The sequence below is a fragment of the Streptomyces griseus genome, assembly GCF_001715295.1.
Taxonomy (GTDB): Bacteria; Actinomycetota; Actinomycetes; order Streptomycetales; family Streptomycetaceae; genus Streptomyces; species Streptomyces griseus_G.
Map to the genome: position 1 here is coordinate 1081892 of NZ_MDKB01000003.1, position 15420 is coordinate 1097311.

Annotated in this window: 14 protein-coding genes; 5 read left to right on the plus strand and 9 right to left on the minus strand. The window is 71.7% G+C overall.

Annotated features, from left to right (window positions below; all coding sequences use genetic code 11):
* Window positions 1-221 precede the first annotated feature (221 nt).
* The 3 genes from BA175_RS29865 to BA175_RS20920 all read right to left on the minus strand — a co-directional run bounded on the left by BA175_RS29865 (window position 222) and on the right by BA175_RS20920 (window position 3112).
* Window positions 222-1577 carry a VanZ family protein gene (locus BA175_RS29865; RefSeq protein WP_079159701.1) on the minus strand — a complete coding sequence of 452 codons (1356 nt, stop codon included), beginning with the start codon at window positions 1575-1577 and terminating at the stop codon, window positions 222-224.
* A gap of 483 nt (window positions 1578-2060) precedes the next feature.
* Window positions 2061-2252: a DUF397 domain-containing protein gene (locus tag BA175_RS20915; RefSeq protein ID WP_069172951.1), complete on the minus strand. Its 192-nt coding sequence runs from the start codon at window positions 2250-2252 to the stop codon at window positions 2061-2063.
* On the minus strand, window positions 2249-3112 hold the full coding sequence (locus BA175_RS20920) for a helix-turn-helix domain-containing protein (RefSeq protein WP_069172952.1): 864 nt from the start codon (window positions 3110-3112) through the stop codon (window positions 2249-2251). The genes BA175_RS20915 and BA175_RS20920 overlap by 4 nt, the downstream gene beginning before the upstream one ends.
* 209 nt (window positions 3113-3321) lie before the next feature.
* On the opposite strand from BA175_RS20920, the gene BA175_RS20925 reads away from it, so the two are divergent.
* Window positions 3322-3837, plus strand: coding sequence for an ATP-binding protein (locus BA175_RS20925; RefSeq protein WP_079159723.1), 516 nt, complete (start codon window positions 3322-3324; stop codon window positions 3835-3837).
* 96 nt (window positions 3838-3933) lie between these two features.
* Here BA175_RS20925 and BA175_RS20930 read toward each other — a convergent pair whose 3' ends face one another.
* Window positions 3934-4491, minus strand: coding sequence for a TetR/AcrR family transcriptional regulator (locus BA175_RS20930; RefSeq protein WP_069172953.1), 558 nt, complete (start codon window positions 4489-4491; stop codon window positions 3934-3936).
* Window positions 4492-4501: 10 nt separating this feature from the next.
* A complete protein-coding gene (locus tag BA175_RS20935) occupies window positions 4502-5083 on the minus strand; it encodes a sugar O-acetyltransferase (protein ID WP_069172954.1) in 582 nt (193 codons plus the stop codon).
* A 186-nt stretch (window positions 5084-5269) separates the two neighbouring features.
* Here BA175_RS20935 and BA175_RS20940 point away from each other — a divergent pair, with 186 nt between their 5' ends.
* Both BA175_RS20940 and BA175_RS20945 read left to right on the plus strand, forming a co-directional pair.
* The gene (locus BA175_RS20940; RefSeq protein WP_079159703.1) at window positions 5270-6715 is read left to right on the plus strand and encodes a PP2C family protein-serine/threonine phosphatase; all 1446 of its coding nucleotides are present in this window, start codon (window positions 5270-5272) and stop codon (window positions 6713-6715) included.
* A gap of 607 nt (window positions 6716-7322) precedes the next feature.
* Window positions 7323-8528: a MarR family transcriptional regulator gene (locus BA175_RS20945; protein WP_254667925.1), complete on the plus strand. Its 1206-nt coding sequence runs from the start codon at window positions 7323-7325 to the stop codon at window positions 8526-8528.
* Window positions 8529-8583: 55 nt separating this feature from the next.
* Here BA175_RS20945 and BA175_RS20950 read toward each other — a convergent pair whose 3' ends face one another.
* Window positions 8584-9252, minus strand: coding sequence for a lysophospholipid acyltransferase family protein (locus BA175_RS20950; protein ID WP_069172956.1), 669 nt, complete (start codon window positions 9250-9252; stop codon window positions 8584-8586).
* Between the two features lie 228 nt (window positions 9253-9480).
* A complete protein-coding gene (locus BA175_RS20955) occupies window positions 9481-10353 on the minus strand; it encodes an AraC family transcriptional regulator (RefSeq protein WP_069172957.1) in 873 nt (290 codons plus the stop codon).
* Between the two features lie 229 nt (window positions 10354-10582).
* Here BA175_RS20955 and BA175_RS20960 point away from each other — a divergent pair, with 229 nt between their 5' ends.
* Window positions 10583-12259 (plus strand): cellulase family glycosylhydrolase, encoded by a 1677-nt coding sequence (locus BA175_RS20960; RefSeq protein ID WP_069172958.1) that lies wholly within the window; start codon window positions 10583-10585, stop codon window positions 12257-12259.
* 161 nt (window positions 12260-12420) lie between these two features.
* Here the strand turns inward: BA175_RS20960 and BA175_RS20965 are convergent, their stop codons facing one another.
* Window positions 12421-13155, minus strand: a complete 735-nt coding sequence (locus tag BA175_RS20965) for an SDR family oxidoreductase (protein WP_069172959.1) — start codon at window positions 13153-13155, stop codon at window positions 12421-12423.
* A gap of 272 nt (window positions 13156-13427) precedes the next feature.
* Between BA175_RS20965 and BA175_RS20970 the strand changes: the two genes are divergently transcribed.
* Complete coding sequence (locus BA175_RS20970) at window positions 13428-14066, plus strand: hypothetical protein (protein ID WP_069172960.1); 639 nt, start codon at window positions 13428-13430, stop codon at window positions 14064-14066.
* Between the two features lie 47 nt (window positions 14067-14113).
* On the opposite strand, the gene BA175_RS20975 is transcribed toward BA175_RS20970, so the two are convergent.
* Complete coding sequence (locus BA175_RS20975; RefSeq protein WP_069172961.1) at window positions 14114-15373, minus strand: RNA polymerase sigma factor; 1260 nt, start codon at window positions 15371-15373, stop codon at window positions 14114-14116.
* Window positions 15374-15420 lie beyond the last annotated feature (47 nt).

Here is a 15420-nt window from a genome sequence, read left to right on the forward strand (position 1 = left end):
CGCTCCCGCACGACAGTCCACTGGTGAGCCAGGGGACCGCACTCCCGGCGTTCTGTGCCGATTTCCATGTCTCCAGCCTCACGATGACGGTCTCTCCGTCATCGTGTCGCTGCTCGGCCGTCCAGGCGGGCGACTCGGCCGCGACTGCCGTGAAAGCCGCCCAGGAGTGGGGAGAGACCGTCAGCGCATGCCTCTGCGGGTCGCCCGGCCAGCCGTCACCCCTACGACACCACGAGCTCAGCCTCAGTAGGTGTGGTGGGTAGGCCTTGGATGAGAGAGGCTCTTTCGTCCACTTGTCCTGTTTCGGCATCGACGTAGACGTGGTAGACATCGGTGCCGGCCGAGACCGGGATGACCCATTGTGCCCGCCATTCACCTTCTCGCCGGATGGCCAGCAAATCGCCTACCTCCGCCTTCGATCCACCGGCGGAGGCGGACGCGGCGGCCGCGGCCTGCTTTTCGCTCACCCGTCGCGGAGGAAGCGAGACCACGTCTTCTGCGTGACGTGCCAGCAGCGCAGAGACACGGCCGGCTCGGTTGATCTCGACGTCTAGACGCATAGGCATGAGCACCCCGTCGATACGGCTTCGCCAGCTGACCACCCAGCCGACCTCCGCATCTTCTCCGACCGGGAAGGATTTCACGTATGAGCCTGCAAGACCCCAAGGAAAACGTTCCTTCGCGTACTTCGTTGCGATCTGGAGCGCTTCGTCAGCCGTTTTCGGTGCGACTCCGACGCCTGTCACAGGAAAACTGTCGGGGCCTGGCTGGCTTGGGTCTTCCAGGTTGACCGTGAGCTGTTCCTTGTCCGGCCAGCTCAGTTCAGCGAACCCCGTCTGTGTGGTGATCAGCAGCACATCCGGGGCATCGTTCTGTCCGGGCTGGAGCTGCACGTTTGCGATATTGAAATGGTCATCGAAGGCCTCAGCGAGGACTCGCTGCGCATGAGACTTCTCGTCACCCCCCGCGATCTGCAGACTCGTGGAGTCCACGGCCAATGGGGTGATCCAGGCTCCCCACACCACAGCACAGGCAACAAAGCCCGTAGCAAAGATCACACCAGTTGACTTCGCCGCAGTGCGTAGAGGGAGAAGCTCACCTCTCGTCGTCCGGACAAGAGCCCAACCGGCCAAGGCTCCGATTCCCGCACCCAGCGTATTCGTCAGCACATCACCGCTGTCACAACTTCGCCCTACCCATGGGGCCAGTGCCTGGCCGAGCTCGGTCACCACCGACAGCAGCACCCCACCCAGGAAAACAGGAAATACTCGCCGTACAGCAAGGACTCCAAAGAGCCCGATCGGCAGGAACATCGCCACATTCAGCAGGCCCTGCTCAGTCGCGAAAGGTTCACTGTAATTCCGGTTAAGGACACACTGACCCGACACGTGCCCCTGGGACGGAAAGAATATGGTAAGCATTAACTCCGCCATCAGGGCAGCAAGAAGTCCTGCATACGCCCACGGGCGATTCAAGAACCTTTTCGCTGCGAAATATCCGAAGCAGGTCGCAATCAACACCGCGACCAACGCGATGAGAACGAACTCACCGCGCCCATTGAAGACAGCTTGCAGCATGGTGGCGCAACACCTTCGAAAGGAAGCGTCCCGCCTCGCGCGAGCTGCGTGGCGGGGCAGTGGACAAAGGAATCAGCAGGCGCCAAAGGGTGTCTGGAACGTCTGCTGTCCGGTCAGGTTGGGTACGGCCTGCTCAGCGGTCAGGCGTGGACTGCCCCGAGAGTCGCGCTTGGGCACCGCGCTGCCGAGCACCTGCAGGCGCATCCTTCGACGGCGAGGAAACCCTCTTCCGCTGCCAGGCCGCAGATTTCGTCTGCCGCATCCTCATCGACCCGCAGCACCCGTTCACGATGGCCCGCTATTGCGACACCCACTGGTTCATGAACTACGAGGAAAGTGACTGATCGCGTCTCGAGGCGGGCGGCATCCGTAGTCAGGCCCGACGTCACGTTCAGGAAATGTGCGGAAACACCGTCTGCCGAGGCAGAAACGCCGATGAAGGGGAGCCCGGACGGAGTCGCGTCCGAATTGCCGCTCGGCCCGTCAGACGCGTGAGTCGGCAGCAAGCGCTGTGAACGCGGACCACGCACGGGGCGAGACAGCCAGCGCATGCCTCTGCGGGTCCTTCGAGTCCCGGACCAGCACCGCCTCATGGCGTTTGGCGACCTCGACGCAGTTGTCGCCGCCGGTGCCGCTGTAGCTGCTCTTGAACCAGGCGAGTTCAGAGGTGGTCATAACGCTCCTCGCAGTTGCTCGAGCAGGCTGACGGACGCCTCGGGACTGAGGGCCTGCGAGCGCATCTTGCCATAGCGCTGGAGCATGGAACTGACCTGTTTCCCATGGGTGGCGAGCGCACTCGTGTCATGGCCCTCGGTGTACCCGATCCACTGATGCTCGGGAGTTTCCGCCAGGTACATCGAGCCGTCCAGCCCCGCGTGCGACGTCTGCCGCAAGGGCATCAGCTGAATCTCCACGTTGCGTAGGGAGGCCATCGCCATCATGTAGTCGATGAGGGCGCGCGTGACTTCCGTGCCGCCGGTTTCCCGTTGGATCAGCGCCTGCTCCACGACGAAGCCGAACGCGGTGTTCCTCTTGTCAGTGAGCAGACGCTGCCGTTCCAGCCTTGCAGCCACCTGCGTCTCGAGTTGGTCGTCCGTCAAGGGCGGCAGGCGGCTGCTGAAGACCGCCCTGATGTACGGCTCAGGCTGCAACAAACCCGGGACGACGCGGCACTCGTACGCATAGAGCGAGACCGCCTCCTCCTCGATCGCCGCCCACTGCAGGAACCACGACGCCAGTCCCACCTTTCGCGTCAGGCTCCTGGCCGCCGCCGCGAGTACCCGTGCCGCCGCCGCTCCGAGAACCTCCTCCGAGCGGTCCAGCAGGTCCCTGGGTAGGAATCGCTTGCCCTGCTCGATCTTGGCGATGTACGCCGCCGAGTACTGCACCAGGGGCGCGAACTGCTCCTGCGTCAGGCGGGCTTCGTCCCGCAGCGCCTTGAGTACGGCTCCGAAGGTCTTGAGGCTGTCCGACAGCTCCGGCTCACCGCAGTGCCCGCCGCCGCTTCCGGCCCTGTCCCCGGTCTCCGTAGCCATCCGCGGCCGCCTCTCCCTGTGCCGGGCCCCCTGTCGCGGGGCCCACCCCTGCCGTACCGTGCGCCTCCGGGCGGCTGCTCCCCCCGCCTGGTCCTGATCGATGGTTACGTAACGTGACCCGCCCAGTCCAGCGCGTCAGCCGGTACAAGCTGATCTGTATCGGTACCGGGTCTGCCGCCGGGCCCGCACAGCCCGCCACGCTGGGCCCCATGCCAGCCCCTCACACCCGAACCCCCGCCCCCACCCCGGCCTCCGCCGGGGTGTTCGCCCAGCGCTTTTCCGCCACCCGGCGCGGTGCGCGTCTCGCGCGCCTGCTCACCGCGCTGCAGCTCGTCGAGTGGGGACACCCTCGCGGGACGGACGACCATGACGCGGTGACGATCGTCGTCGCCGAACTCGCCGCGAACGCCGTGCTGCACGGTCAGGTACCCGGCCGGGACTTCGCCCTGCTCCTCACCTATGACGATGCCCGGGGCGTCGTCCGTGTCGAGGTGTCCGATACACACCCGGCCCGGCCCGTCCTCGGCGTACCGGCCGCCGACGTGGACCACGGCCGCGGCCTGGTCCTCGTGGACGCGCTCGCCGTCCGCTGGGGCGTACGCGACCGCGTCGGCCCGGGCAAGACCGTCTGGGCGGAGTGCGCCCTGTCCGGCAGGCCGGACACGCCCGCGTCCGGCGGTACAGCAGCAGGAAACGGTCTGCACCGTCGCCCCGCACCCCTCTGAGCGGGGCCGCCGTTCCCTGGGCGTCCGTCCCCGGCCCGGGCAGCCGTGGGAGATGAGCCCGTGGGCCGCGGGGTCAGGTCCGCGGCCCACGGGCGGTCAGGCGGCCGGCCGGGCGGTGCCGGTGATGCGGGTGACGGCCAGGAGGGTCAGGTCACGGCCCTGGGGGGCGGTGTCCAGGGAGCGGTGCAGGGCCAGCCCCTCGATCAGGGCGTCCAGCTGGCGCGCCGTGTCGGCGTCGAAGTGCTGCTGGAGCACGTGCCGGCTGCGGTGCATCCAGGTCTGGGTGAGGACTCGGTACTCGGGGCGGCGCGCGGCGAGGGTGTAGAGCTCCTGGGTGATGACCAGGTCGCGTTGGGGTCCCTCGGAGAGCGTGTGGATGAGGTCGGTGACCGCTTCGCACGCCTGGACCGCGTCGGTGGCGGCGCCGAGGTGCTGCTCGAAGAGGCTCGCGATGTGGGCGGCGAAGCCGGTGAAGGCCTCGTGCAGCAGGTCGTCCATGCCGGTGAAGTGGTAGGTCATCGAGCCGAGGGGCACACCCGCCCGGGCGGCGATCTTGCGGTGCGAGACCCCCGCGACTCCCGCGTCGGCGATGTGGTCGAGGGTGGCGGCGAGGATGCGTGCGCGCCGCTCGGGGTCGGTACGTCCGGTGGCCATCGTGCGCGGGTCAGAGCTCGCGGACGGGCCGGGCGGGGTTGCCGACGGCGACGACGTTCGCGGGGATGTCCTTGGTGACGACCGCGCCGGCGCCGATGACGGAGTTGTCGCCGATCGTCACCCCGGGACAGACGATCACCCCGCCACCGAGCCAGACGTTGTTCCCGATCGTGATCGGCAGCGCCGCCTCCAGCTTGTCCCGGCGCGGCTCCGGCTCCACGGGGTGCGTGGGGGTGAGGAGTTGGACGTTGGGGCCGATCTGGCAGTCCTCGCCGACGGTGATCCGCGCGACGTCCAGCGCGGTCAGGTTGTAGTTCACGAACGTACGGGCGCCGATGGCGATGTTGCTCCCGTAGTCCACGTACAGCGGCGGACGCACGTCGGCGCCCGCGCCGAGGGAGTCGAGCAGTTCCGCGAGGAGGGGCCTGGCCGCCTCGGGGTCCTCGGGGTAGGCGGCCTGGTAGCGGGCGGCGAGCCGCATGGCGTTCTGCTGGCGCCGGGCGATCTCCGGGTCGTCGGCGATGTACAGATCGCCCGCCAGCATCCGTTCCAGGTTGGTGCGCGGGTCGTCAGCGAAGTGGTCCGTCGGCATGCGTACGAACGTACACCCCAAAGCGTACGTCCGTACACACCCTCCCGGCCCCTTCCGCCGGGCGTCGACCGGCCTCCCGGCCGGCCGGGCGGTGACAGGCGGTGGCTTCCCGGCAAGCGTGTTACCCCCGCGGCGGCCGACGCCTTCCGTACCGTTTCCCCCTGACGATTGGGGTGATGTACGGAAATGACGGACGACGAGCCGAGCGAGTCGACGCAGCCCACCGCGTCGGGAGAGCCCGACCTGCCGGGAGATCCCGCCCGTTCGACCGAGCCCACCGGACCTCCGGAGGCCTCGGAGGCTGCCGAGGCCGGTCACGCGGCGACCGCGCCGGGCGAGGGGCTCGACCGGCAACTGGAAGGCATCACCGACAGCCTGCACGCGGCGACCAGGGCGACGGGCCGGCTCCAAGGGCTGCTCGACGCCGTGCTGAGCATCAGCGGGGAGCTGGACCTCCCCCGGGTGCTGCACCGCATCGTCACCACCGCCATGCACCTGGTGGGCGCGCGCTACGGGGCGCTCGGCGTGCTGCACGCCTCGGGCGACCACCTGGAACAGTTCGTCACCGCCGGGCTGACGGAGGAGGAGCGGGAGGCGCTCGCGGGCACCGACTTCCCCCACGGGCGCGGCGTCCTGGGCCTGCTGATCCAGCATCCGGAACCCCTCCTCGTGGACGACATCCCGTCCCACCCGGCGTCGGTCGGCTTCCCGGCAGGCCATCCGGCGATGCGTACGCTGCTGGGGGTGGCGGTCAGCGTCCGGGGCGAGATCTACGGAGACCTGTACCTGTCGGAGCGGCACGACGGGCGGCCGTTCGACCGGGAGGACGAGGAGGTCGTCCGGGCCCTGGCAGGTGCGGCCGGGCTGGCCATCGAGAACGCCCGCCTGTTCAGCCGGGTGCGGGACAGCTCCGAACTCTTCCAGCGCCTGCTGCTGCCGAGACTGCCGGACCTCACCCCCTTCTCGGGGGCCGCCGCCTACCGTCCCGCCGTCGAGCCCGCCACCCTGGGCGGGGACTGGTACGACGCCGTCGTCCTGCCCGACACCGCGTGCGCCGCCGTGATCGGGGACGTGCTGGGCCATGACCTGCACGCGGCGGCCGCGATGGCGCAGGCCCGCAACATGCTGCGGGCCCTGATGTACGACCGTAAGACGCCGCCGAGCGCGGTGCTCGCCCAACTCGACCGCACCGTGGCGGAGATCACCGATCTGCCGATCACGACCGCGTGTCTGGCCCGGTTCGAGAGAACGGCCGACGGGTGGCAGCTGCACTGGAGCAGCGCCGGCCACCTACCTCCGCTGATCGTCACTCCGGACGGCAGGACGGAGTACCTGGAGGCGGAACCCGGCCTCCCGATCGGTATCGACCCGCGCATCGACCGCCCCGACCACACACGTCCGCTGGCGGCCGACGCGACCGTCCTCCTCTTCACGGACGGGCTCGTCGAGCACCCGGACCACCCGATCGACAGCGGGCTGGCCTCCCTTGCGGAGCTGGCCGTCGCCCATGTGCACCTGCCGCTGGACGACTTCGTCCGCGCGCTGGCCGATCACCACCCCAGCGACGGCCGCGACGACATGGCGGTCATCGCCCTGCGGCTCCCCGCCGCGCCCACCCCACCGGCGTACTGAACTGCGCCCCGCACCCACCGACCGGGCCGTACCCGCCGACCGGGCCGCGCCGTCGCACCCGCCGACCGCACCCGCCGCCGAGCCGCACCCACCGACCGGACCGCGCCGTCGCACCCGCCGACCGCACCCGCCGATCGGTCCGGCCCCCGCGGGCGGTACCTGCCGGACGGTCCTCCCCCGCCCGGCTTCCGAGGCGAGGGGACGCCAGGGTTCCTTCCCCTCCTCCCCGTTCCGGGCCGAGGCCTCCCGAGTCTCGGAACCCGATGCCCGAAGCCCGAAGCCCGAAGCCCGGGACCCGAGTTCCGGGACGGTTGGTTCACTCTTTCGGGGCGTGGTCACGTCGGTCCCGCCCGACGCCCGAGCTTCGGGATCCGAGGGCCGGGACCCGGGATCCGGGATTCGAGCGCTGTTCTTGACCGGTAGGGAAAGAAGGGAAGGAAGGACAACCTCCCCGCCCTCCCTCACCCGTCACGGCCAGCAAGTATGACTAATTGTGACCAACTTGCGGCGGAGCGTCGTCACTGCTTACGGTGCGAGAACCGAACGACCCCGACGCGGTGTTAGTAGCACCGGGCCGGGGTCTCACCTCAAGATCAGGACCGATCTCGTGGCTGCCAAGCACCTTAGCTCCGCCCCGCGCGAACGCGCATCCTCGCGCCCGTACCCGATGGCCAAGCCCGGCTACGGCAAGCGCTCCATGCCGTCCCAACTACCGCGTCAGGCAGATGACTTCGCTCTGCTGCCGACGCGTGAGCGGTACATCGCCGGATTCATCGACCACCTTCCCGAGGGCGCCGCCATGGACGTCAAGAGCCTGGCCGGACAACTGCCCCTGTACGGCCAGCAGGCGGTCGGATCAGCCCTGAAGGCCCTTGCCGCCGCCGGTCATCTGCGCCGCGTACGGTGCCTCGTCGGCGAATTGGGCCAAGTCCGCTGGGTCTCCCGCACCTTCTGGTCCCGCACGGCGCGCGACAACGAGTGGTGGGCCGCCGCCGAGGTCGCCCGACCGGCCACCGCCGGGGCCGGGAGAGGGACCGGGCCCGGGAGGACGGCTTCGCCGCCGCCGCCGTGGGTCGCCGAGCGCGCTGCCGGAGCCGTGGCCGGGGCCGAAGGCGAAGCTGCGGGGGCAGAGGCGGGGGCGGTCGCGTGTGCACCGGGGGCCGTGGAGTCCGCCGACGAGCCCGCCCCCGCCGCCACGCCCGTACGTCCGGCAACGCCCGCACCCACGCCCGCTCCCGTACCCCCGCCCACGCCCACGCCCATGCCCGCCGTCGTACCGCAGCAGCGGGCCGCCGCCCCGGCTCCGGCCCCCACCGAAGCCCCCGCACCGGCCGCGGTGGCGTCCGGTCCCTCCCCCGCCTACCTCGCCCTGGCACAGCTCGGCCGCCTGGACGCACGCCTCGCCCTCTCCGCCGCCGACTGCGCCGTCCTGGAGGCGCGGGCCGCTGAATGGCTCGCACGTGGCGTCAGCACCGACTACCTCACCCGGGCGCTCACCGCCGGACTGCCCGCGCAGGTCGACTCCCCGGTCGGCTTCCTCCGCCGCCGCCTCGCCGACAAGATCCCGCCGCACGCACCCGCGGCACCGCCGACACCGTCCGCGCAGGGCGGGTCCGTCCACCGGGTGATGCTGGAGTGCACCACGTGCGGGGCACCCGGACGCGCCGAGGCGCTCCCCGACGGCCTCTGCCGCCCCTGCCGCAGGCCAGGCCCCGACCCGGCCGCCGCGCCCGACGCGCTCACGGCCCTGCCCGCCGAACGGGACGTCCGCACCTACATCGCCGGACTCCGCGACCTGCTCAAGGCGCCCTGACCGGGTGCGGCCCGGCACTCACCCCCACGGCCCCGCGCTGCCGGACCGTGCGGAGTCACGCCGGGTGCGCCGCCGGTGCCACGGGCGCCCCGAGGCGATCCGCAGCGGTGCGCCAGGCGGCGGTGACGGCCCGGTGGGCGGCCACGCTCGCGGGGACGACGTCCGGCGGGAGCCGGACCGGAGTGCCGACGTGTACATGCAGCCGGGGGCGGCGGGCGGGGGCGGTGAGAAACCCCGCTATCTGCTTGCCGCAGCTGCCGGAGGAGATCCGGCGGGCGCCGGCCTGGCCGACCGGGATCACCGGAGCGCCGGAGGCCAGCGCGAGGCGGGCGGGACCGCTGCGGAACGCTCCGGGAGCGGCTTCGGCGGCGTCCCTGCGGTCCGGGATGCCGCCCTCGCCGTAGATGAGCACGTGACGGCCCGCGTCCAGCGCGGCCAGCGCCCCGGTCAGAGCGTCGGCCGCGCGGGCCGTGCGCCGGTGGACGGGGATGTGCCCCTCCCGTTCCAGCAGGCGCCCCAGGAGGGGAACGCGCCACAGACCTGCGGCGGCGAGCACGACCGGCTCGACGCCCATCCGGTGCAGGGCGGCCAGCACGACGCCGGGATCCGCGAGGGAGGTGTGGTTGGCGACGAGGATGCCGGGGGCCAGGGGACCGTCCGGTTCGGCGGAGGTCGTCAGACGGCCGAGCGACGGTACGACGGCGGCGGCTATGCGGCTGAGCACGGGTGCTCCTGCGGTTCGGCGACGGATCGGGGCGGTGCGGCGCGGCAACTCCGCATTCCCCATCGTCCGCCGGGACTTGGACCCGGTCCTGAGCCCCCGCACTCAGCTCCGGCGGCAACACGGCGCCCCCGTACTCAGCACCCCCACCGTCCCTGGCCGGACAACCGAGCCGTCGGGAGGCGGGGGACGCCGGAAGCGGACAGAGTGTCCGCGATTCGGTCCCGTACCTCACACCGAGCCGGGAAGGTCCTCCACGGGGATCCACAGCTGGGCGTCGGCCCGATCGGCCGTGTCCGAGAGGCGCACGCTCAGGATTTCCGGGCCCGGTCTGCTTCGGTACGGGTTCGAGGGGAACCACTGCGTGTACACGTCGCGCCAGAGGTTCTGGAGCTCCCGGGGGAACTCGCCGGCACTTTCGAATACGGCCCAGGTGCCCGCCGGGACGATGAGTACGTCCATGTCCTCGGGCGCCTCGGAGGTCGTCACCGCACCGTGGTAGTAGTCGAGTTCGGTGCCCTCCGCCCTACTCGGATCGAGCTGGTCACTCACCCCGACGATCCCCGTCGGCTCCTGGTCGGACAGGGCTGCGATGCGCCCGAGCGCCTCCCTGCCGATCCCCCGGACGAATTCAGCGATCGCCGGGTTGGCACCCTCGTGGACGAGCGGGACCCTGGCCTTCCTGCCCACCACCCGGAACTCCTCCCTGGCGACGATCCTGTATCGCATGCTGCTACTCCCTTCGACGACAAGGCGGAAGGACATCCGGGGCTGCGCGTGCAGGCCGGCTGCGGTCCGGCGGGCCTCCCCCGGACCGACGCCGTGCATGGCACGGAACGCCCGGGCGAACGCCTCCCCGGAGCCGTAGCCGTAGCGCACCGCGACGTCCAGCAAGGTCCGCTCACCGGCGAGCACCTCGGCGCCCGCCACGGTCAGCCGCCTCCGGCGGATGTACTCCGACAACGGAATGCCTGCCAGCGCCGAGAAGAGCCGGCGCAGGTGGTACTCCGACGTCAGCGCGATGCGCGCGAGTTCGGCCGCCTCGATCGGTTCGCGGAGATGCGCCTCGACGTGCTCCATGGCCTGGTTCAACCGCTCCAGCACCCGGACCTCCTTCCCTTTCACCCACCACGCTAGGCAGACACCACCCCGCCGGACCCGACATCCCGTGCCCGGCACTGTCGGGGGCGCCGACAGCTCCCGCACACGCATCCTCCCGCGCCGACGTCTTGACGTGGCCCTGCCTGGATGGCTTCATGGGAGCGCTCCCATTCCACGTGCTCCCCGGTACTGCCGATGCTCGCTCCCTCGCGTCCACCCCCTGGAGTCCGCAGTGAGAACAGCAAGAAGTACGGCACGCACAAGCCCCGTCACCCTCCTCCTGCGAGGGCTAGCCGCCCTCCTCGGGCTCGTGGTCGCCGCTGCGCCCGTTCCGGCCACCGCGCAGGCCGCGGACCGGCCCGCACGGGCGGACGCCCTCGCGACCGGCCTCCACATCCGCGACGGCCGCCTGGTCGAGGGCAACGGCAACGACTTCGTCATGCGCGGCGTCAACCACGCCCACACCTGGTATCCGGGCGAGACGCAGTCGCTCGCCGACATCAAGGCGACCGGCGCCAACACCGTCCGCGTCGTCCTGTCGGACGGCTACCGCTGGAGCAGGAACAGCCCGGCCGACGTCGCCGCCGTCATCTCCCGGTGCAAGGCCAACCGGCTGATCTGTGTCCTGGAGGTGCACGACACCACCGGCTACGGCGAGGACGCCGCGGCCGGCACGCTCGACCACGCGGCGGACTACTGGATCAGCCTGGCGGACGTCCTGGCCGGCCAGGAGGACTACGTCGTCATCAACATCGGCAACGAACCGTGGGGCAACACCGACCCGGCCGGCTGGACCGCCCCCACGACCGCCGCGGTGAAGAAGCTGCGCGACGCCGGCTTCACCCACACGATCATGGTGGACGCACCCAACTGGGGCCAGGACTGGCAGGGCGTCATGCGCGCCGACGCCCGGGCGGTGTACGACGCCGACACCACCGGCAACCTCATCTTCTCGATCCACATGTACAGCGTCTACAACACCGCCGAGAAGGTCACCGACTACCTCGACGCCTTCGTCGACGCCGGACTGCCGCTGGTCATAGGCGAGTTCGGCGGACCCGCCGACCAGTACGGCGACCCGGACGAGGACACCATGACGGCCACCGCGGAAGAGCTCCGCCTCGGCTACCTGGCCTGGTCGTGGAGCGGCAACACCGACCCGGTCCTCGACCTGGTCGCCGACTTCGACCCGACCCGGCCCAGCGCCTGGGGGGAGCGGATCCTCCACGGCCCCGACGGCATCGCGCAGACTTCCCAGGAGGCCACCGTCTACGGCGGCGGCACGGGTGACACCCAGGCGCCGACCGCACCCGGCGCCCCCGCCGTCACCGCCGTGACGAGTTCCTCGGCCACCCTCACCTGGGCGGCGGCCACCGACGACGTCGGCGTCACCGGATACGACGTCGTACGCGTGGGCGGCACCGAGACCACGGTCGCCGCGTCCACCACCACGACCGCCACCGTGAGCGGCCTCACCGCCGGTACGGCGTACACCTTCGCCGTCTACGCCCGGGACGCGGCCGGCAACCGCTCGCCCCGCTCGGCGACGGTGAGCGCCACCACCGAACAGGACGGCGGCACACCGGGTGCGGCCTGCTCCGTCACCTACCGCGTCGTCGGTGAGTGGCCGGGCGGGTTCCAGGGCGAGATCACCCTGGGCAACACGGGCACGACGGCCGTCAGCGGCTGGCGGCTCGGCTTCGCCTTCGCCGACGGCCAGGAGATCAGCACCATGTGGGGCGGGGTCGCCACCCGGAGCGGCGCCTCGGTGAGCGTCACCCCGGCCTCGTACACGTCCACCATCCCCGCCCACAGCGCGGTGACGATCGGCTTCACCGCCGCGAAGGGAGCCAGGAACACGGCACCGACCACGTTCACCCTCGGCGGCGCCCCCTGCGCGACCGCCTGACGAGGGACGTCCGCCGGAGGCCGCCCGGCGGGGCGCCGGGCGGCCGGGCCGACTCGGAGGCGTCCGGAGCGACTCGTACCGGGCCGCGCGCCGGGCCCCGCCGGCACGGCCTCCGACGGGCCGGCCGGCCGGCACGCGGACCGGTCGGCCGGGTGGGTGGGTCAGACCACGAGCCAGTCGCGGTAGCGGGTGGGGGCGATGACCGCACCGTCGCCCGCGATGATCGCGTCACCCTCGACGGCCGCGAACATGCCCGCGTCCTCGTCCGTGGTGACGGTGCGTTCGTCCCCTCGGGCCTTCAGCGTGATCCTGCCCAGTTCGTCCAGCGGGAAGACGTCGGCCCCCGCGACCTCGCGCGTGCCCTGGAGCGGGGCCCCCACGGCGACCTCCGCGACGGCCCGGGCGACATCGGCGGAGGCCATGGGCTGCAGCGGTGTGGAGGGCAGGCGGACCGTGTCCTCGTCGGCGGTCCAGGACAGGACGGCGTCCACGAACTCGAAGAACTGGGTGGCGCGGACGATCGAGTACGGAACGGGACCGGCCTTCAGGATGTCCTCCTGCAGCACCTTCGCCCGGTAGTAGGCGAGGGCGGGTACCCGGTCGGCGCCGACGATGGACAGGATCACCGCGTGACCGACGCCCGCCTGTTCGGCGGCGTCCAGAAGATGATCCATCGTCCGGCGGAAGAAATCGTGCGAAGCCTCGTCGAAGGTCGGCGAGTTGGTCAGATTGACGACGGTGGCCGCCCCCTCCAGCGCCGCTGCGAGCCCCCTCCCGGTGAGGAGGTCCACGCCCGTGGACAGCGAGTGCGGCACCGCTTCGTGCCCGGCCGCGTGCAGGACGTCGACGACCTGCGAACCGATGAGCCCTGTTCCACCCATCACTGCGATCTTCATACCGGTACCTCCGTCGAAGGGGCGGGTGCGTCCGTCAGGCACCCCGACCGGGCGTCATGTCAGCATTGCCCGCATTTGTCACCGTAGACGGAATCCGTTCCCCTTCCCTCCGGGATACGCCTGGTCCCGCCCGGACCCACTCCGTCGCCGACCGACCACGTTCCGGCGCCCCACGGGAACCGCCCCGCTCACTCACCCCGTCCTTACGCGCGAACGACCGCGCGTGTCACCACGAGTGCCGTGCGGGCTACGCCACGCATCCGAGGAGCAGCATGAGCGCCCAGAGCAGCACCCGCACCCGCACCGGCGGCGCGAGGGGCCCCCGCAGCACGCGTACGGTCCTCCGCGGCGGCGCACAGGCGGGACTGCTGCTCGCGCTCGTCCTGGGCGGCGCCACCGCCTGCAACGACTCCTCGTCGTCATCGGCCGGCGCCGACCGGAAGGCCCGGGAGTGGAAGACCGGCGACTGCGCCGGGCCGGACACGAGCACGTCGAAGGACGGGTACCAGGCCCTCGACTGCGACGACCCCAAGGCGACGATCAAGGCCCTCCAGGTCAAGGACGGCGAGATCTTCGCGGGGGCCGTCGAGTGCCCCGCGGGGACGGACGAGATCATCTCGGTGAAGGTCTCCTACGGCGGCGACGCGAGCGTCGGCCTGCCCAGCAGGACGATCTGCGGCCGGAACCTGTCGGACGAACACCCGGGGGACGCGGGCATGGGCGGCGGGCAGCTCGTGGTGGGCGACTGCGTCGACGACCAGGCGAAGGAAGTGGCCTGCGCGAGCGGCGGCAGCAAGGTGCTGGCGCTGGCCAAGACGGCCGAGGAGTGCCCGGCCGCCGCCGACGAGCCCATCGAGCTGTTCCCCAGCCCGGGCCGTCCGTACGACGCGATCTGCGCCGCGAAGGCCTGACCGCCCGTCACCACCCCAGCCGCGTCCCCCGGGAGGGCACCTCCGGTTCAGGCGTCCGAACCGGAGGTGCCGAGACCTTCCTCCCGCAACCGCCGCCGGACGAGCTCACGTTCGGGCTCCGTACCGGCCGAGGCGAGCGCCTCCAGCCAGGCGCTCCGGGCCTCGGCCCGGCGGCCCAGGCGGCCCAGCAGGTCGGCACGAGCGGTGGCGTACGGACCGTAGGCGCGCAGCCTGGGTTCACCGGCCAGCTCGTCGAGGAGGGCCAGGCCCGCCTCCGGGCCGTCGCGCATCGCCACGGCCACCGCCCTGTTCAGGGCGACGACGGGGGAGGGCGCCAGGACCCGCAGCACGTCGTAGAGCGCCACGATCTGCGGCCAGTCGGTGGCCGCCACCGTGTCGGCCTCGTCGTGCAGGGCGGCGATGGCGGCCTGCACCCCGTACGGGCCGGGCGGGCCCCCGTCCAGTGCGGTGACCACCAGGCGGGCGCCCTCCTCGATCATCGCCCGATCCCAGCGGCCCCTGTCCTGGTCGTCCATGAGCACGATCCCGCCGTCGGGTCCGGTCCTGGCCCCGCGCCGGGCGTGGACCAGCAGCATCAGCGCAAGCAGCCCGGCCGTCTCCCGCTCGGCCGGCAGCAGGCCGTGCAGGATCCGCGCCAGCCGGATGGCCTCCTCGGCCGGGCCGATCCGCTGCAGGTGCGGTCCGGAGCTGGCCGCATAGCCCTCCGTGAAGATCGAGTACAGGACCTGGAGGACACCCGGCAGGCGCTCCGGCAACTCGTCGCGCCCGGGGACACGGAAGGGGATGCGGGCCTCCCGGATCTTCCTCTTGGCCCGCACGATCCGCTGCGCCATCGTCGCGGGTGGCACGAGGAACGCCCGCGCCACCTCGGGGGTGGACAGGCCCGCCAGGCAGCGCAGGGTCAGGGCGCCGCGGTCCTCCGCGCCGAGCGCCGGGTGCGCACAGGTGAAGAAGAGCTGCAGCCGCTCGTCGGGGAGTTCGCCCTCCACATCGGCGGGCGGAGCGTGCCCGGCCCGCTCCGCCTCGACCTGCAGGACGGCCAGCCGGGCCGCGTACGCCTGGTCGCGGCGCAGCCGGTCGACGGCCTTGCGCCGGGCCGTCGTCAGCAGCCAGGCACCCGGCCTGGCCGGCACCCCGTCGGCCGGCCAGTGCACCAGCGCGGCCTCGATCGCCTCGGAGGTGACCTCCTCCGCCAGATCCAGGTCGCCGAAGCGGTGGACGAGGGAGGCCAGCAGCCGGCCGCGCTCCTCCCGGAAGACGGCCTCGACGGACGCCGCGCAGGACACGGGCGCCGTGGCGGGCTTCCCCGCCCCCGGCTCCCCCGGTCCGGCCC